The 17,972-nt window shown below is 66.2% G+C and carries 10 protein-coding genes and 3 rRNA genes; 3 read left to right on the top strand and 10 right to left on the bottom strand.

Going from position 1 to position 17,972, the window contains the following annotated elements; all coding sequences use genetic code 11:
* Positions 1 to 68 precede the first annotated feature (68 nt).
* The 4 genes from rrf to OG504_RS32035 form a co-directional block, all read right to left on the bottom strand.
* A 5S ribosomal RNA gene (rrf, locus tag OG504_RS32050) occupies positions 69 to 185 on the bottom strand.
* Positions 186 to 278: 93 nt separating this feature from the next.
* A 23S ribosomal RNA gene (locus OG504_RS32045) occupies positions 279 to 3,401 on the bottom strand.
* A 316-nt stretch (positions 3,402 to 3,717) separates the two neighbouring features.
* Positions 3,718 to 5,245, bottom strand: a 16S ribosomal RNA gene (locus OG504_RS32040).
* Together the 16S, 23S and 5S rRNA genes form the textbook arrangement of a ribosomal RNA operon.
* 576 nt (positions 5,246 to 5,821) lie before the next feature.
* Complete coding sequence (locus OG504_RS32035; RefSeq protein WP_405992910.1) at positions 5,822 to 6,829, bottom strand: stage II sporulation protein M; 1,008 nt, start codon at positions 6,827 to 6,829, stop codon at positions 5,822 to 5,824.
* A 128-nt stretch (positions 6,830 to 6,957) separates the two neighbouring features.
* Here OG504_RS32035 and OG504_RS32030 point away from each other — a divergent pair, with 128 nt between their 5' ends.
* Positions 6,958 to 7,971, top strand: coding sequence for an RDD family protein (locus OG504_RS32030; protein ID WP_405992909.1), 1,014 nt, complete (start codon positions 6,958 to 6,960; stop codon positions 7,969 to 7,971).
* Positions 7,972 to 8,001: 30 nt separating this feature from the next.
* On the opposite strand, the gene OG504_RS32025 is transcribed toward OG504_RS32030, so the two are convergent.
* Both OG504_RS32025 and ahcY read right to left on the bottom strand, forming a co-directional pair.
* The gene (locus OG504_RS32025; protein ID WP_405992908.1) at positions 8,002 to 8,616 is read right to left on the bottom strand and encodes a hypothetical protein; all 615 of its coding nucleotides are present in this window, start codon (positions 8,614 to 8,616) and stop codon (positions 8,002 to 8,004) included.
* A gap of 177 nt (positions 8,617 to 8,793) precedes the next feature.
* The gene (ahcY, locus tag OG504_RS32020; protein ID WP_405992907.1) at positions 8,794 to 10,251 is read right to left on the bottom strand and encodes an adenosylhomocysteinase; all 1,458 of its coding nucleotides are present in this window, start codon (positions 10,249 to 10,251) and stop codon (positions 8,794 to 8,796) included.
* 470 nt (positions 10,252 to 10,721) lie between these two features.
* Here ahcY and OG504_RS32015 point away from each other — a divergent pair, with 470 nt between their 5' ends.
* Positions 10,722 to 12,980, top strand: coding sequence for a fructose-specific PTS transporter subunit EIIC (locus OG504_RS32015; protein ID WP_405992906.1), 2,259 nt, complete (start codon positions 10,722 to 10,724; stop codon positions 12,978 to 12,980).
* An 88-nt stretch (positions 12,981 to 13,068) separates the two neighbouring features.
* Positions 13,069 to 13,755: a signal peptidase I gene (lepB, locus tag OG504_RS32010; protein ID WP_405992905.1), complete on the top strand. Its 687-nt coding sequence runs from the start codon at positions 13,069 to 13,071 to the stop codon at positions 13,753 to 13,755.
* A gap of 60 nt (positions 13,756 to 13,815) precedes the next feature.
* On the opposite strand, the gene OG504_RS32005 is transcribed toward lepB, so the two are convergent.
* From OG504_RS32005 to OG504_RS31990, 4 genes are all read right to left on the bottom strand, one after another.
* Complete coding sequence (locus OG504_RS32005) at positions 13,816 to 14,796, bottom strand: cation diffusion facilitator family transporter (RefSeq protein WP_405992904.1); 981 nt, start codon at positions 14,794 to 14,796, stop codon at positions 13,816 to 13,818.
* 146 nt (positions 14,797 to 14,942) lie between these two features.
* Positions 14,943 to 16,094, bottom strand: coding sequence for a mannose-6-phosphate isomerase, class I (gene manA, locus OG504_RS32000; RefSeq protein ID WP_405992903.1), 1,152 nt, complete (start codon positions 16,092 to 16,094; stop codon positions 14,943 to 14,945).
* Between the two features lie 109 nt (positions 16,095 to 16,203).
* Positions 16,204 to 17,331, bottom strand: coding sequence for an SIS domain-containing protein (locus OG504_RS31995; RefSeq protein ID WP_405992902.1), 1,128 nt, complete (start codon positions 17,329 to 17,331; stop codon positions 16,204 to 16,206).
* 31 nt (positions 17,332 to 17,362) lie between these two features.
* Positions 17,363 to 17,533, bottom strand: a complete 171-nt coding sequence (locus tag OG504_RS31990) for a Trm112 family protein (protein WP_019072213.1) — start codon at positions 17,531 to 17,533, stop codon at positions 17,363 to 17,365.
* Positions 17,534 to 17,972: the final 439 nt, after the last annotated feature.

Genomic DNA, 17,972 nt, shown 5'->3' with positions numbered 1-17,972 from the left:
ATTCAGAGGCCCTTAAACGCAGAAAACCCCCGTACCGAATTAACGGTACGGGGGTTTTCGCAATATTTGTTCGGCGGCGTCCTACTCTCCCACAGGGTCCCCCCTGCAGTACCATCGGCGCTGTAAGGCTTAGCTTCCGGGTTCGGAATGTAACCGGGCGTTTCCCTCACGCTATGACCACCGAAACACTATGAAACACATCAACCGCACCACACCCAGTGGCCCTGGACATGGGGTTGTTCGTGGTTTCAGAACCAACACAGTGGACGCGAGCAACTGAGGACAAGCCCTCGGCCTATTAGTACCGGTCACCTCCAGCGGTTACCCGCCTTCCAGATCCGGCCTATCAACCCAGTCGTCTACTGGGAGCCTTAACCCCTCAAGGGGGTGGGAACACTCATCTCGAAGCAGGCTTCCCGCTTAGATGCTTTCAGCGGTTATCCCTCCCGAACGTAGCCAACCAGCCATGCCCTTGGCAGAACAACTGGCACACCAGAGGTTCGTCCGTCCCGGTCCTCTCGTACTAGGGACAGCCCTTCTCAATGTTCCTGCGCGCGCAGCGGATAGGGACCGAACTGTCTCACGACGTTCTAAACCCAGCTCGCGTACCGCTTTAATGGGCGAACAGCCCAACCCTTGGGACCGACTCCAGCCCCAGGATGCGACGAGCCGACATCGAGGTGCCAAACCATCCCGTCGATATGGACTCTTGGGGAAGATCAGCCTGTTATCCCCGGGGTACCTTTTATCCGTTGAGCGACGGCGCTTCCACAAGCCACCGCCGGATCACTAGTCCCGACTTTCGTCCCTGCTCGACCCGTCGGTCTCACAGTCAAGCTCCCTTGTGCACTTACACTCAACACCTGATTGCCAACCAGGCTGAGGGAACCTTTGGGCGCCTCCGTTACTCTTTAGGAGGCAACCGCCCCAGTTAAACTACCCATCAGACACTGTCCCTGATCCGGATCACGGACCCAGGTTAGACATCCAGCACGACCAGACTGGTATTTCAACGACGACTCCACCTGAACTGGCGTCCAAGCTTCACAGTCTCCCAGCTATCCTACACAAGCCGAACCGAACACCAATATCAAACTGTAGTAAAGGTCCCGGGGTCTTTCCGTCCTGCTGCGCGAAACGAGCATCTTTACTCGTAGTGCAATTTCACCGGGCCTATGGTTGAGACAGTCGAGAAGTCGTTACGCCATTCGTGCAGGTCGGAACTTACCCGACAAGGAATTTCGCTACCTTAGGATGGTTATAGTTACCACCGCCGTTTACTGGCGCTTAAGTTCTCAGCTTCGCCCAACCGAAGTTGGACTAACCGGTCCCCTTAACGTTCCAGCACCGGGCAGGCGTCAGTCCGTATACATCGCCTTACGGCTTCGCACGGACCTGTGTTTTTAGTAAACAGTCGCTTCTCGCTGGTCTCTGCGGCCACCCCCAGCTCAAGGAGCAAGTCCTCTCACCGGTGATGGCCCCCCTTCTCCCGAAGTTACGGGGGCATTTTGCCGAGTTCCTTAACCATAGTTCACCCGAACGCCTCGGTATTCTCTACCTGACCACCTGAGTCGGTTTAGGGTACGGGCCGCCATGAAACTCGCTAGAGGCTTTTCTCGACAGCATAGGATCATCCACTTCACCACAATCGGCTCGGCATCAGGTCTCAGACTATGTGTGATCCGGATTTGCCTAGACCACGTCCTACACCCTTACCCCGGGACAACCACCGCCCGGGATGGACTACCTTCCTGCGTCACCCCATCACTCACCTACTAACCGCTTGGGCCGGCGGCTCCACCACTTTCCATTCCCCGAAGGGTCCGGAACGGCTTCACGGCCTTAGCATCACGATGCTCGATGTTTGACGCTTCACAGCGGGTACCGGAATATCAACCGGTTATCCATCGACTACGCCTGTCGGCCTCGCCTTAGGTCCCGACTTACCCTGGGCAGATCAGCTTGACCCAGGAACCCTTAGTCAATCGGCGCACACGTTTCTCACGTGTGTATCGCTACTCATGCCTGCATTCTCACTCGTGAACCGTCCACCACTAGCTTCCGCTGCGGCTTCACCCGGCACACGACGCTCCCCTACCCATCCATACAGGCGTTGGCCCTATTGTATGAATGACACGACTTCGGCGGTACGCTTGAGCCCCGCTACATTGTCGGCGCGGAATCACTAGACCAGTGAGCTATTACGCACTCTTTCAAGGGTGGCTGCTTCTAAGCCAACCTCCTGGTTGTCTCTGCGACTCCACATCCTTTCCCACTTAGCGTACGCTTAGGGGCCTTAGTCGATGCTCTGGGCTGTTTCCCTCTCGACCATGGAGCTTATCCCCCACAGTCTCACTGCCGTGCTCTCACTTACCGGCATTCGGAGTTTGGCTAAGGTCAGTAACCCGGTAGGGCCCATCGCCTATCCAGTGCTCTACCTCCGGCAAGAAACACACGACGCTGCACCTAAATGCATTTCGGGGAGAACCAGCTATCACGGAGTTTGATTGGCCTTTCACCCCTAACCACAGGTCATCCCCCAGGTTTTCAACCCTGGTGGGTTCGGTCCTCCACGAAGTCTTACCTCCGCTTCAACCTGCCCATGGCTAGATCACTCCGCTTCGGGTCTTGAGCGCGCTACTAAACCGCCCTATTCGGACTCGCTTTCGCTACGGCTTCCCCACACGGGTTAACCTCGCAACACACCGCAAACTCGCAGGCTCATTCTTCAAAAGGCACGCAGTCACGACGCACCAAGTAAACTTGATGCGCGACGCTCCCACGGCTTGTAGGCACACGGTTTCAGGTACTATTTCACTCCGCTCCCGCGGTACTTTTCACCATTCCCTCACGGTACTATCCGCTATCGGTCACCAGGGAATATTTAGGCTTAGCGGGTGGTCCCGCCAGATTCACACGGGATTTCTCGGGCCCCGTGCTACTTGGGTGTCTCTCAAACGAGCCGTTGATGTTTCGACTACGGGGGTCTTACCCTCTACGCCGGACCTTTCGCATGTCCTTCGCCTACATCAACGGTTTCTGACTCGTCCTGTCGCCGGCAGACGACAGAAGAGAGATCCCACAACCCCGTATACGCAACCCCTGCCGGGTCTCACACGCATACGGTTTGGCCTCATCCGGTTTCGCTCGCCACTACTCCCGGAATCACGGTTGTTTTCTCTTCCTGCGGGTACTGAGATGTTTCACTTCCCCGCGTTCCCTCCACTTGCCCTATGTGTTCAGGCAAGGGTGACAGCCCATGACGACTGCCGGGTTTCCCCATTCGGAAACCCCCGGATCAAAGCCTGGTTGACGACTCCCCGGGGACTATCGTGGCCTCCCACGTCCTTCATCGGTTCCTGGTGCCAAGGCATCCACCGTGCGCCCTTAAAAACTTGGCCACAGATGCTCGCGTCCACTGTGCAGTTCTCAAACAACGACCAACCACCCGTCACAACCCACCGAAGCAGATTTTTACCGGGGTCGGCACTGAAGGCAGCTTGTTACAGCCGTGCCCTCAGACACCCAACAGCGTGCCCGGCACCATCGCCACTCGTGATCAGCTTTCCACGCCCCGAAGAGCAGTACTCGCAGCCATGAGATGACCGACAGTGCCGAATAATCAACGTTCCACCCTTGAGCAACCAGCACCGGACATTCGCCGATGTACTGGCCTCTGACCTCACCCCGAAGGGATCGGTAAGAAGTGCTCCTTAGAAAGGAGGTGATCCAGCCGCACCTTCCGGTACGGCTACCTTGTTACGACTTCGTCCCAATCGCCAGTCCCACCTTCGACAGCTCCCTCCCCACAAGGGGGTTGGGCCACCGGCTTCGGGTGTTACCGACTTTCGTGACGTGACGGGCGGTGTGTACAAGGCCCGGGAACGTATTCACCGCAGCAATGCTGATCTGCGATTACTAGCAACTCCGACTTCATGGGGTCGAGTTGCAGACCCCAATCCGAACTGAGACCGGCTTTTTGAGATTCGCTCCACCTCACGGTATCGCAGCTCATTGTACCGGCCATTGTAGCACGTGTGCAGCCCAAGACATAAGGGGCATGATGACTTGACGTCGTCCCCACCTTCCTCCGAGTTGACCCCGGCGGTCTCCTGTGAGTCCCCGTCACCCCGAAGGGCACGCTGGCAACACAGGACAAGGGTTGCGCTCGTTGCGGGACTTAACCCAACATCTCACGACACGAGCTGACGACAGCCATGCACCACCTGTACACCGACCACAAGGGGGGCACTATCTCTAATGCTTTCCGGTGTATGTCAAGCCTTGGTAAGGTTCTTCGCGTTGCGTCGAATTAAGCCACATGCTCCGCTGCTTGTGCGGGCCCCCGTCAATTCCTTTGAGTTTTAGCCTTGCGGCCGTACTCCCCAGGCGGGGAACTTAATGCGTTAGCTGCGGCACCGACGACGTGGAATGTCGCCAACACCTAGTTCCCACCGTTTACGGCGTGGACTACCAGGGTATCTAATCCTGTTCGCTCCCCACGCTTTCGCTCCTCAGCGTCAGTAATGGCCCAGAGATCCGCCTTCGCCACCGGTGTTCCTCCTGATATCTGCGCATTTCACCGCTACACCAGGAATTCCGATCTCCCCTACCACACTCTAGCTAGCCCGTATCGAATGCAGACCCGGGGTTAAGCCCCGGGCTTTCACACCCGACGTGACAAGCCGCCTACGAGCTCTTTACGCCCAATAATTCCGGACAACGCTTGCGCCCTACGTATTACCGCGGCTGCTGGCACGTAGTTAGCCGGCGCTTCTTCTGCAGGTACCGTCACTTTCGCTTCTTCCCTGCTGAAAGAGGTTTACAACCCGAAGGCCGTCATCCCTCACGCGGCGTCGCTGCATCAGGCTTTCGCCCATTGTGCAATATTCCCCACTGCTGCCTCCCGTAGGAGTCTGGGCCGTGTCTCAGTCCCAGTGTGGCCGGTCGCCCTCTCAGGCCGGCTACCCGTCGTCGCCTTGGTGAGCCATTACCTCACCAACAAGCTGATAGGCCGCGGGCTCATCCTGCACCGCCGGAGCTTTTAACCCCCACACATGAGTGCAGGAGTATTATCCGGTATTAGACCCCGTTTCCAGGGCTTGTCCCAGAGTGCAGGGCAGATTGCCCACGTGTTACTCACCCGTTCGCCACTAATCCCCACCGAAGTGGTTCATCGTTCGACTTGCATGTGTTAAGCACGCCGCCAGCGTTCGTCCTGAGCCAGGATCAAACTCTCCGTGAATGTTTTCCCGTAATCGGGACCACATACACGAGAGCGGAACAGTCAGGCGGAATAAGCCCGACCGTTCACAGCGTCCTCGCTGTATGTTTTCTTCAAAGGAACCTCGCCCCAGCCGTGATGGCCGGAGACGGGGTATCAACATATCTGGCGTTGATTTTTGGCACGCTGTTGAGTTCTCAAGGAACGGACGCTTCCTTTGTACTCACCCTCTCGGGCTTTCCTCCGGGCTTTTCCCTTCGGTCTTGCGTTTCCGACTCTATCAGACCGTTTCCGGTCCCGATTTCCTCGGTGCTTTCCAGGTTTCCGCTTCCGCGTTTCCCTTTCCGGCGGTTCCGACTTTATCAGAAGTTCAGGGCCGGACTTACCGGCCGCTCTTTTCCGAGTTCATCGGGAGTGTGGCTTCTTTGAAATCGAGGTTTCCATCGACGTTTCTAGAAGCAGACAGACACTCACTGTCGCCGACCGGATCAGATCCAGTTCTAGGCAACTGTTCGAATCTACCTCCCCGACCGGTCCGTGTCAACGGCTCCTGTGGGGCGAAGAGGAGACTAGCAGCTCAGCGGGAGTGCCCGCACATCAGGCAGCGGTGGGGACGGAGGAGCTGCGTTCGGCCGCCTCGACGTCACCCGTCTCACCGGCGCGAACGGCACGACCGCCCAGGACGTAGACGTAGGTCAGGAAGGCCCCTTCGGCGACGATGCCGATGCCGATGCGGGCCCAAGTGGGGAGGCCTGACGGGGTGACGAAGCCTTCGATGGCGCCGGAGACGAACAGGACCAGGGCCAGGCCGATGGCCATGCCCACGGCTGCTCGGCCTTCCTCGGCCAGGGCCGTGCGGCGCGAGCGTGGGCCGGGGTCGATGAGGGTCCAGCCGAGGCGCATCCCTGTGCCGGCGGCCACGAAGACCGCCGTGAGTTCGAGCAGGCCGTGCGGGAGGATCAAGCCGAGGAACGTGTCGAGTCGGCCCGCCGACGACATCAGGCCGATGCCTACGCCCAGGTTGAGCATGTTCTCGAAGAGGATCCAGAGGACCGGCAGGCCCAGGAAGATGCCCAGAACCAGGCACATCGCGGCGGCCTTGGCGTTGTTCGTCCAGACCTGTGCTGCGAAGGCCGCCGCCGGGTGGCTGGAGTAGTAGGTCTCGTACTCGCCGCCTGGGCGGGTGAGGTCGCGCAGTTGGCTCGGGGCCGCGATGGAGGACTGGACCTCTGGGTGGGTGCCTATCCACCAGCCCAGGAGAATCGCGACCACGGTCGACAGGAGCGCGGTGGGGACCCACCAGTGGCGTGCTCTGTACACCGCGGCCGGAAAACTGTGCCCCAGGAAGCGTGTGACATCGCGCCAGGAGGCACGACGGGTGCCTGTCACCGCACTACGCGCGCGTGCCACGAGTTGGCTGAGCCGACCGGTGAGTTGGGGGTCCGGCGCGCTGGACTGGATCAGGGAGAGGTGAGTGGCCGTGCGCTGGTACAGAGCGACGAGTTCGTCGGCCTCGGCGCCGTTGAGGCGACGCTGACGGCGGAGCAGTGCGTCGAGGCGGTCCCACTCGGCGCGGTGGGCCGAGACGAAGACGTCGAGGTCCATCTGGTTGCCTGCTCCTCGGCTGCTCGTCGACTGCTGGTCGGGGATCAGCTTGTCGTACTGGGGCGCGATGTGCCCTCAGCTTGGCAGACTGGCTGTTCCAGGGGCAGGGCAGGGGAAGGGCGGCAGGCGTGAGTGAGCTGGTGACGGGCGAGGCGGTGGCGCTGGAGTTGCGCCCCGCGAGGCTGCCCAGCAGGGCGCTGGCGGTGTTGCTCGACCTGATGGTGGCCATCGCCGCCTACACCGCCGTGACCGTGGCACTGATGTTTTCCACGGCCTCTTTGGACGTCGCGGCGCAGGTCGCCATGTCGATCGCGGCCTTTGTGCTGGTGCTGGTGGGCGGGCCCATAGCGGTGGAGACGCTGAGTCATGGGCGTTCACTCGGGAAGCTGGCGTTCGGGCTGCGCGTGGTGCGGGACGACGGTGGGCCGATCCGGTTCCGGCACGCGCTCGTGCGGGGTGCGATCGGTGTGATCGAGATCCTGATGACGGTCGGTGTCGTCGCCTGTGTCGCCTCGCTCGTCTCGGCGCGCGGTCGGCGGCTCGGGGATGTGTTCGCGGGCACTCTGGTCGTACGGGAAAGGGTGTCCGCCGGGCAGACGGCCTTTGTGCCTCCTCCGCCGCCGTGGCTGACGGGACGTTTCGCCGAGCTTGATCTGTCCGCCGTTCCCGATGGGTTGTGGCTGGCCATCCGGCAGTACCTGACACGGATGCAGCAACTGGATCCGCAGGTCGGCTGGGCCATGGCCGAGCGGCTCGCCGCGGATCTCGTGGCTCGTACGGGCGCGCCGGCTCCGCAGGGTGTTCCGTCGGCCGCGTATCTGGCGGCGGTGGTGCAGGAGCGGCAGGCTCGTGATGTGCGGCGGGCCTTCGGGAACGGCGCGGTCGGGGGCGTACCGGCCGGCGGCTTCGGGCCCGGGGCGGGTGTGCCGGGCGCCTTCGGCAACTCGGCGCTCCAGCCGGCGCCGGCTCCTCAGCAGCCGTACGGTTCCCCTCCCCCGCCGGCACCTGCTTCTTGGCCGGCCCCTGCCGCTCCCCCTGTTCCGGCCGCGGGCGGAACAGGACCCGATCCGGCCGCGCCCAGTGCCCAGCCCCCGGCGCCCGTCGAACCTCGGCCCTCCACGGGATTCGCGCCGCCCGCCTGACCTCCCACGAGCACCCCGGAACACCGCCGCTCAGCCGAAGGCGGACGGCGGCGACTCCAGTTCCTCCAGCTCGAGGCCGGGGGCTGCGAGCACCACGTCTCCGGCGATGTGCACGGCGTGCTGCTCCCCCGTATCCAGGGCTGTGACCTGGTATTCGTCCACGGTCAGGGGGCCGTTGTCAGTGCCGTGTGTTTCTCTTTTCAGCAAGGCCCAGGACTGGTCCACGGTGCGGGGGGCGAGGACCGGTTCCGTGAGGCTGACCAGGCGGACGCGGGTCGCGGTGGGGGAAGGGGTGAGGCGCAGGAGACGGGTGGTGGCGATGAGGAACGCGGGGGAGGTGCCGGTGAAGGCGTGGGCGCGCACATTGCCTTCGGTGGCATCGGCGCCGGTGGGGTCGGTGCGGACCCAAGTGACGCCGTCGAGAGCGGCGCCGCGCACCTGCCAGCTCGCGGCGTGGAGTTCCAGCCGGATGGGGCGGCCGAGTTCGTCGAGCGTGAGGTCGACGGAACCGCTGTGGTCGCCCGAGGGGGTGGTGAGTTGGGAGACATAACGCCAGCCGGACGGGCCGGGGGCGCACTGGAAGTGTTCGTCAGCGAGGGGGGTGTGATCGTGCGGATCGTGGAGCGAATAACGGCCGCGGGGCATCGGGGTCCTGGGTCTTGACGGGCCGGTCCGGCCGATGGAGCCAAAGGGGCAGGCCCCCGGCACGGGGGTGCGGGGGCCTGCCTCGGAGGATCTGCTGCTGAGTACCTGCCGCTGAGGCCGCGTCAGTGCACGGACGCGGTCACAGCGGGCGGGGTCACAGCCAGCGGGGTCGCCGGATCAGTAGCGGTAGTGGTCCGACTTGTACGGGCCCTCGACCTCGACGCCGATGTACGACGCCTGCTCGGGGCGGAGCGTGGTCAGCTTCACGCCGAGCGCGTCCAGGTGGAGGCGGGCGACCTTCTCGTCGAGGTGCTTGGGCAGCACGTAGACGTCGGTCGGGTACTCCTCGGGCTTGGTGAACAGCTCGATCTGGGCCAGGGTCTGGTCCGCGAACGAGTTGGACATCACGAACGAGGGGTGGCCGGTGGCGTTGCCCAGGTTCAGCAGACGGCCCTCGGACAGCACGATGAGGACCTTGCCGTCGGGGAACGTCCAGGTGTGGACCTGCGGCTTGACCTCGTCCTTGACGATGCCCGGGATCTGCGCGAGACCGGCCATGTCGATCTCGTTGTCGAAGTGACCGATGTTCCCGACGATCGCCTGGTGCTTCATCCTGGCCATGTCCGCGGCCATGATGATGTCCTTGTTCCCGGTCGTGGTCACGAAGATGTCGGCCTTGTCGACGACCTCGTCCAGCGTCGTGACCTGATAGCCGTCCATCGCCGCCTGCAGCGCACAGATCGGGTCGATCTCGGTGACGATCACACGGGCACCCTGCCCGCGCAGCGACTCCGCACAGCCCTTGCCCACATCGCCGTAGCCGCAGACGACCGCGGTCTTGCCGCCGATGAGGACATCGGTGGCACGGTTGATGCCGTCGATCAGGGAGTGGCGGCAGCCGTACTTGTTGTCGAACTTCGACTTGGTGACGGCGTCGTTCACGTTGATCGCCGGGAACAGGAGGGTGCCGTCACGGTGCATCTCGTAGAGACGGTGCACACCGGTCGTGGTCTCCTCGGTCACGCCACGGATCTCCGAGGCGAGCCGGGTCCACTTCTGCGAGCCCTCGGAGATGGTGCGCTGCAGGACCTGGAGGACGACGCGGTGCTCGTCGGACTCGGCGGTGTCGAGGGAGGGGACCTTGCCGTCCTTCTCGTACTCGACGCCCTTGTGGACAAGCATCGTGGCGTCGCCACCGTCGTCCAGGATCATGTTCGGACCGCCGGTGGGAGTGTTCGGCCAGGTCAGCGCCTGCTCCGTGCACCACCAGTACTCCTCCAGGGTCTCGCCCTTCCAGGCGAAGACCGGGATGCCCTGGGGGTTCCCGGGCGTGCCGTCCGGGCCGACGGCGACGGCGGCGGCCGCGTGGTCCTGGGTGGAGAAGATGTTGCAGGACACCCAGCGGACCTCGGCGCCCAGAGCGACCAGGGTCTCGATCAGGACGGCGGTCTGCACGGTCATGTGCAGCGAGCCCATGATCCGGGCGCCGGCCAGCGGCCGGCCGGCGGCGAACTCACGGCGGATCGACATCAGGCCGGGCATCTCGTGCTCGGCGAGGGTGATCTCCTTGCGGCCGAACTCGGCCAGGGAGAGATCGGCGACCTTGAAGTCCTGTCGGTTGTCGACAGTCGTCATGGAGAGGTGCTCCTCGGGATTGGGGCGAGGTGGATACGGCTGGTCTGCGCGGCGGCGGACACAGGGGTGCCCGAAGGAGGGCACAGGAATGCCCGCGTACGCGCAGCGCAGTCCGTCGGAGGCCCTCTCTCCCTCGGTCGGTCCGCGGTGGGACCGCCCGACCGCCATCAGCAGCGACGTCTGGCTCCCACCCAAGCTACACCGGTGGACCCGGCCGCCCCCAGCCCACCTCGGGACGGATCCAGCCGAACTCCGCCGGGTGTCCGTTGTCGAGTCGGGTTTCCGGGGGAGCTGCGACAGGGGGCCCGCGACCGGTGGGCGGAGAGGAGCGGACGACGGCGACCAGGGACTTCCGCGTCTTTGAGTCGGCCGTCGGATGTTGCAGGATGCACGGAGATCAGGAACCTCTGATCGATCTTGCGGGACGTCCGGGACGGCGTTCCGCACGACGAAGGTGTTAGGAGAACGACGTGACGACTACGGCCGGCCCTCCCCCCACGGGCGGCGGCGAAGGTGAGCGGCAGCGGTTGAGGCTGCTCGCGGTGACCGCGTGCCCGACCGGCATCGCCCACACGTACATGGCCGCGGAGAAGCTCGCGCAGGCCGCCGCGAGCCGCGGTATCGACATGAAGGTGGAGACGCAGGGTTCCATCGGAGCTGAGAACGTCCTCGATGACAACGATGTCAGCACCGCGGACGGTGTGATCGTCGCCGCGGACAAGGACGTGGACCTGAGCCGTTTCGTCGGCAAGCGGGTCCTCGTGGTCGGGGTCGCCGAGGGCATCCGGCATCCCGAGCGGCTGATCGAGCAGGTGCGGTCCGCGCCCGTGCACACGGCGGGCGGTACGGCCGCGGCGACAACGGCGCCGGGCGGCAGGGAGCGGAGCGTCGCGTACAAGGCGCTGATGAACGGGGTCAGTTACATGATCCCGTTCGTCGTGGTCGGCGGGCTGCTGATCGCGATCTCGCTGTCGCTCGGCGGCCACCCGGACCCCTCCGGCGGTCTGGTCATCCCGAAGGACTCCTTCTGGATGGACGTGAACAACATCGGCGTGATCGGTTTCACGCTGATGGTGCCGATCCTGTCCGGCTACATCGCCTACGCGATCGGCGACCGGCCCGCGCTCGTGCCGGGCATGATCGGCGGGTGGATCGCCAACACCGGTTCACTGTACGACTCGAAGGCGGGCGCCGGGTTCATCGGGGCGATCGTGACCGGGTTCCTCGCCGGGTATCTGGTGCTGTGGATCAAGAAGGTCAGGGTCCCGAAGTTCGTACAGCCGATCATGCCGATCATCGTGATCCCGATCGCGGCGACGACGGCGCTCGGGCTGTTCTTCATCAACGTGATCGGGAAGCCGATCTCCTGGGTGTTCGAGCACCTCACCAGCTGGCTCGGCGGGATGACCGGCACCAGCGCGATCCTGCTCGGCACGATCCTGGGGCTGATGATCGCGTTCGACATGGGCGGGCCGGTCAACAAGACGGCGTTCCTGTTCGGCGCGGGGCTCATCGCGACCGGCAACCAGGCCGTCATGGGCATGTGCGCCGCCGCGATCCCGGTGATGCCGCTCGGCCAGGGCCTGGCCACGTTGATACGGCAGCGGCTCTACACCGAGCAGGAGCGGGAGACCGGTCTGGCCTCGCTGTTCATGGGCTGTTTCGGCATCTCCGAGGGCGCGATCCCGTTCGCGGCGGCGCGGCCGGCGCAGGTCATCCCGGCCAACATGCTGGGTGGCGCGGTGGCCGGTGCGGTCGCCGGGCTCGCCGGGGTGAAGGACGCGGTGCCGCACGGCGGGCCGATCGTGGCGGTGCTGGGCGCGGTGAGCGGCGTACCGATGTTCTTCGTGGCGGTGGCGATCGGCACGGCGGTCACCGCGGTGACGACGGTTGCGCTGGTCGACGTGAGCGAGCGGAAGCGGCGCGGAGAGCCCGTCGGGCACGGGGTCAGCCCGGACGAACCCGAGCTTGCGTTGGTCGGGGCCGGGGTTGGAGCGCAGGGCGCCGGGGGCGTCGTAGCAGAGCGGGCTTCGCGTACGGGCACGGCAACGGTCAGTGCGGTCGGGTCGGCCGGGTCAAGTGCGGATGCTGCGGCTGCCGTTGAGGCCACGGTCGGCGCTGGCACGGCCGGCATCGACTCAGCGAACTCCGGCTCGGCCGACACCGGCTCGGCCGACTCCGAAGGCGCCCCTGGTTCCGGCTCCCCCGCCACGAGCCCCGCCCCGGAGATCCACCCCGGAATTCTCCCCGAGGCTCTCCCTGAAGTTCCCCCCGAAATCCTCTCCGGCTACCTCACCCAGGAAACCGTGAAGGTGCGGCTCGACTCATCCGACAAGGAGGCCGCGATCCGGGAGATGGCCGGGCTGTTGGCGCGGACCGGGAAGGTCGTGGACGTCGAGGAGTTGGTGGCGACCGCGTTGCGGCGGGAGGCGCAGGGGACGACCGGGCTCGGGGAGGAGATCGCGATTCCGCATGCCAAGACGGATGCGGTGAGTGCGCCGGTGGTCGGGTTCGCGCGGTCGGCGGAGGGGGTCGAGTGGGGCTCCCTGGACGGTACGAAGGCGCGGCTGGTGTTCATGATCGCCGTGCCGGAGGCGGCCGCCGGGGATGAGCATCTGCGGATTCTGGCGTTGCTGTCACGGAAGTTGATGGATGCCGGGTTCCGGGAGCGGCTGCTGGCGGCCGAGGACGAGTCGGCGGTGCTCGGTGTACTGAGCGAGGTCGGTTAGCCGCTGCGGGCCCGCGGCTGTCGCAGGTCGCGGGCCCGCACAGACCGTTCACAGAGACCCGCTACCCTCGCGCCCGCGGAAGTGCCGCATGGGGAGGGAAACGATGTCGGGCAAGGGGCGGGGACTTGGGGTCGCGGCTGTCGTGGTGGGGTTGTTGGGAGTGGTGCTGGCGGTCGGCGGGCTCGCGTACGCGCTGAATTCCTACGGCAGTTCCACCATCAGCAGCCAGAGCATGGCGCCGACGTACGAGCCGGGCGACCGGATCATCTACGAGCAGGTCGACGGCGGCGAGGTGCACCGCGGTGACGTCGTGCTGTTCTCGGCGCCGGACCGCTACGGGTTCAGCGCGAGCGTGATGCAGCGGGTCGTCGGGGTGGGTGGCGACCGCGTGGTGTGCTGCACGGGATCGGGCACGGCCGCGCGGATCACCGTGAACGGGAAACCGCTGGCGGAGCCCTATGTGAAGCACGGCGATGTCGACGGCGTGCACAAGACGTACGACGTGACGGTCCCGAAGGGCCGGCTGTTCCTGCTCGGTGACAACCGGGCGAACTCGAGGGACTCGCGTCTCTTCGCGAGCGACCACGACGGCACGGTGGCCGACTCCGCCGTCCGGAGCCGGGTGACCGACGACCGTACGGTCGCCTCCGGCATCGGGGCGGCCGTCATCGGCGGGGTCATCCTCGTCCTGGTCGGTATCGGCCTGGGCATCGCCGCGTTCGTACGGCGGCGGAGGGCGGTGCCGGTGGCGCCGTGGCCCGTTCAGCAGGGCTAGCGGGAGCCGCGGGGCTCGTCGGACGTCCGGCGGGCCCCGCTGTCGTAGCGGCGGAGGGGCTCAGTGCTCGGCGGGGTGCTGAGCCGGGCCTCCGGGGGTGGCTTCGCGGTCCGGACCCTTCGTGGCTTCGGACTCGCTGTAGATGTCGGGTTCGAGGTAGATCACGCGGGCGATCGGGACGGCTTCGCGGATCCGGGACTCGGCGGCGTTGATCGCGGTGGCGACCTCGGTGGCCGTGTCGTCGTGCTGGACGGCGATCTTGGCGGCGACGAGCAGTTCCTCGGGGCCGAGGTGGAGCGTGCGCATGTGGATGATGCCGGTGACCGTGTGACCGTCGACGATCGCGGCCTCGATCTTCTTGACGTCCTCGATGCCGGCGGACTCGCCGAGCAGCAGGGACTTGGTCTCGGCGGCCAGGACCAGCGCGATCAGGATGAGCAGGATGCCGATGCAGAGCGTGCCGATGCCGTCCCAGACGCCGTCGCCGGTGAGCAGGGCCATGCCGACGCCGCCGAGGGCGAGGACGAGGCCGATGAGCGCGCCGAAGTCCTCCAGGAGGACGACCGGCAGTTCGGGGGCCTTGGCGCGGCGGATGAACTGCGACCAGGAGTGCGTGCCGCGCAGTTCGTTCGACTCCTTGATGGCCGTACGGAACGAGAAGCCCTCGGCGATGATCGCGAACACGAGGACGCCCACCGGCCAGTACCAGTGCTCGAGTTCGTGCGGGTGCCTGATCTTTTCGTAGCCCTCGTAGACGGCGAACATGCCGCCGACGGAGAAGAGGACGATCGAGACGAGGAAGGCGTAGATGTACCGCTCGCGGCCGTAGCCGAAGGGGTGTTGCGGGGTGGCCTCGCGCTGGGCCTTCTTGCCACCGATCAGGAGCAGGGCCTGGTTGCCGGAGTCGGCGAGGGAGTGGACGCCCTCGGCGAGCATCGAGGACGAGCCGCTGAAGGCGAACGCGACGAACTTCGATGCCGCGATCGCGAGGTTGGCGCCGAGTGCCGCCACGATCGCCCTGGTGCCGCCTGACGCGCTCATGTGTTCGCGGTGTCCCTTCGCCTTCGTACGTCTACGCCGGACGTCTGCCCCGGATGGAGCGTCCAAGCCTCTTTGCCCGTCCTTTGCCGGTGGGCCATTCTTGCAGCCCTGCCCGACGACGGCTCGTCAGGTATCCACAGGCCCGGTCATACGATCACAGTGGCCCGGAAGACCGTGCCCACGCCGGACACCTCGGCCTTGTCTCCCGCCGGGACGAAGACCGACTGGCCGGGCGCCAGTTCGAACTCGCCCGCCTTCACCGCACCCGCCGTGCAGAGCAGGATCTGCGGGGTGTCGAGGGTGAGGTCGTGGGCGCCGGCGCCTTCCGGGAGGACGTACCGGGACAGCCGGAACTCGTCGATGGGGGTCTCGTAGACCTCCTCGCCGTCGGGGGACGCCTCGGGGCGCAGCACTCCGGGGTCGCTCGCCTCGAAGCGGACGACGCGCAGGAGTTCGGGGACGTCGACGTGCTTGGGGGTGAGGCCGCAGCGCAGGACGTTGTCGGAGTTGGCCATGATCTCGACGCCGAGGCCGTTTAGGTAGGCGTGCGGGATTCCGGCGCCGAGGAACAGGGCCTCGCCGGGCTGGAGTCGGACGTAGTTCAGGAGCATGGCCGCGATGACGCCGGGATCGCCCGGGTAGTGGTGCGCGATGTCGGCGTAGGGCGCGTAGTCGCCGCCCAGGCGCGTGCAGGCGGTCGCCGCCGCGGTGACCGTGTGGCGCATCTCCTCGGGGTCTGCGGTGAGGATCGCCGTGAGGACCTCGCGCAGGGCGGCTTCCTCGGGGTGTGCGTGCAGGAGATCGACGTACGGCTTCAGGGAGTCGACGCCGAGGCCGGCGAGCAGGTCGGCGGCGTGCAGCGGGTCGCGGAAGCCGCACAGGCCGTCGAACTCCGTAAGCGCGCAGATCAGTTCGGGCTTGTGGTTGGCGTCCTTGTAGTTGCGGTGCGGGGCGTCCACGGGGATGCCCCGGCGCTCCTCGTCGGCGTAACCCTCCTTCGCCTGCTCCAAGTTGGGGTGCACCTGGAGGGAGAGCGGGGCGCCGGCGGCGAGGATCTTCAGCAGGAAGGGCAGCCGGGGGCCGAACTTCGCGACCGCCTTGTCGCCCAACTCCCGCTCCGGAGAAGCCTCGATGACCTCGACGAGCGTCCCGCGCGCGGTGCGCGAGGGTGCCCCCGGGTGCGCGCCCATCCACATCTCCGCCTGCGGCTCGCCGTTCGGCTCGACGCCGAGCAGCTTGGGGATGGCGGTCCGGGAACCCCAGGCGTAGGGGCGGATCGTGTTGTCGAGGCGGTCCATGTGGCTCTCTACCGGTTCTCTCTGCGTACGACCCGAGGACGACCTGGGTACGACGTGGCTTCGCGCCCCGTACGACGCTGTACGGCGGCTCAGGGCTTCGACGACAAGATCAGGCGCCCGAGGCGAGCGCCAGGTAAACGGCGGCGAAATCCGTCATGGCGATCAGCTCCGCGAGGGTCTCCAACTCGCCCCCCTCTTCGGGCTCCAGCTCGCTGATCGGCGTGTCGTGGCTGAGGGCCAGGTCACGGGCGGTGGGCGCGGCGGTGAGGCCGCCGAGGGGACGGTCCCGAAGCAGCACCACGCGTGCGTGCAGCGCGGGTGCCTCCTCGACGCGGTCCCTGAAGAAGTCGTCGGGGTCGGCGCTGGCGGCGAGCGGGCCGGCCAGCAGCGCGTTGTGCTCGGCGAGCGCCTCGGGGAGTTCGGAGACGAGCGCGGGGCGGCCGGCCAACTCCGCGAGCGCGGCGGCGAACCGGCGGCCCGCCGGACCGGCCGACGTGCCCTCCGTCCAGATCACCGGGAGCGAGTCGGCGAGTTCGGAGGCCAGGGTCTTCGCGGGATTGCTGTACGTCGCGACGGCGGGCCCGCAGCGCTCGGCGACCTGGTCGAGCCGGTCGGCGACCTTCTCCAGGGCCTCGGGCGGCGCGCTGAGCAGTCCGGTGCGGTCCAGGATCGCGAGCAGCGGGGTGAGCAGCGCCCAGAGGACTCCGGGGGCGGAGGCGGCCAGGGGCTCGTCGTGCTCGTACGGCGCGGTCGCCATCGGCACGAAGAGGCCGTGCGCGCCGTCCACCGCCTCGGTGAGCGGGCTGCGGGTCGGTGCTACGGCTACGACGGTGCAGCCGCGGCGGTAGGCCTGCTCGGCGAGGAGGGACAGGCCGGGTTCGGTGCCGTCCGGGGTGGTGATCAGCAGGAGGTCCACGGAGCCTGCCCAGCCCGGGAGTTCCCAGCGCAGGGCGCCGGCCGCGGGGGCTACGCCGGTGGGCGCGAGGCGGGTGACGGGGCTGCTGGCGCCGGCGAGGGTGCCGAGCAGGTCGGCTACGCAGGTCGCGGCGGCACCGGGGCCTGCGATCAGGATGGCGCGGGGGCGGCCGTCCGGTTTCAGGTCGTGGACGCCGGCCTCGGCGGCGTGCCGGGCGGCTGTGCGCACCCGCGCACCGGCTTCGGCGGCACCGCGGAGCAGGGCTCTGCGGTCGGCCTCGGCCAGTGCCTCCGGGGTGTCGAGCAGCGATTCGTCGAGCATGGGCGGCGGCCTCCGATCGCGTCGTCGTCGGTTACGCGGGGTGGCGGGCCTCGTCGACGAGCAGTACGGGGATGCCGTCCCGGACGGGGTAGGCCAGGCCGCAGTCCTCGCCGGTGCAGATCAGCTCGGTGTCCTGCTCCTTGAGGGGGGCGTGACAGGCCGGGCAGGCCAGGATCTCCAGGAGGCCGGCTTCGAGCGGCATGAGGTGTCCCTCCGAGGGGGTGTCTGCGACGCGCGGGCGGATGTGCCTGGTCAGGGTACCGCCGCTTGAGAAGGCTTGCCGGGGTTGGGGCCGACGTCCCTGGGGGCTGCGCCCCCAGACCCCCCTTCGGCCTGAGCGGCCTCGTCCTCAAACGCCGGACGGGCTGAGAATGGCGGCCTGCATTGGAGAGGTGTGACCCCTCGCCTGGGCGGGCGGGGTTCGGACGGTGAACTCGGCCCCGACGCCAGACAGGTCGAAAATGCGGGCCTGTGTTCGGGAGATGCACCCCCTCCCGGGTGGGTGGGGGGCGAGACGGCTGGCTCGACCCCCGACGCCAGACGGGTTGAAATTGCGGGCCTGCGTTGCAAAGGCGCCCCCCTCCGGGGTGGGTGGGGGTTCGGGACGGTGAACTCGGCCTCCCGCGCGAGGCAGGTCGAAA

It is taken from the genome of Streptomyces sp. NBC_00986 (genome assembly GCF_045162565.1).
Classification (GTDB): Bacteria; Actinomycetota; Actinomycetes; order Streptomycetales; family Streptomycetaceae; genus Streptomyces.
Note: the sequence above shows the minus strand (reverse complement) of the source record. Positions and strands in the feature narration are given on the sequence as shown.

Bases quoted from the DNA above. Each gene is read 5' to 3' on its own strand.
- OG504_RS31990 (WP_019072213.1), bottom strand. From the start codon at position 17,533: ATGCCGCTCGAAGCCGGCCTCCTGGAGATCCTGGCCTGCCCGGCCTGT.
- OG504_RS31995 (WP_405992902.1), bottom strand. From the start codon at position 17,331: ATGCTCGACGAATCGCTGCTCGACACCCCGGAGGCACTGGCCGAGGCC.
- ahcY (WP_405992907.1), bottom strand. From the start codon at position 10,251: ATGACGACTGTCGACAACCGACAGGACTTCAAGGTCGCCGATCTCTCC.
- OG504_RS32025 (WP_405992908.1), bottom strand. From the start codon at position 8,616: ATGCCCCGCGGCCGTTATTCGCTCCACGATCCGCACGATCACACCCCC.
- lepB (WP_405992905.1), top strand. From the start codon at position 13,069: ATGGGGAGGGAAACGATGTCGGGCAAGGGGCGGGGACTTGGGGTCGCG.
- OG504_RS32005 (WP_405992904.1), bottom strand. From the start codon at position 14,796: ATGAGCGCGTCAGGCGGCACCAGGGCGATCGTGGCGGCACTCGGCGCC.
- OG504_RS32035 (WP_405992910.1), bottom strand. From the start codon at position 6,829: ATGGACCTCGACGTCTTCGTCTCGGCCCACCGCGCCGAGTGGGACCGC.
- manA (WP_405992903.1), bottom strand. From the start codon at position 16,094: ATGGACCGCCTCGACAACACGATCCGCCCCTACGCCTGGGGTTCCCGG.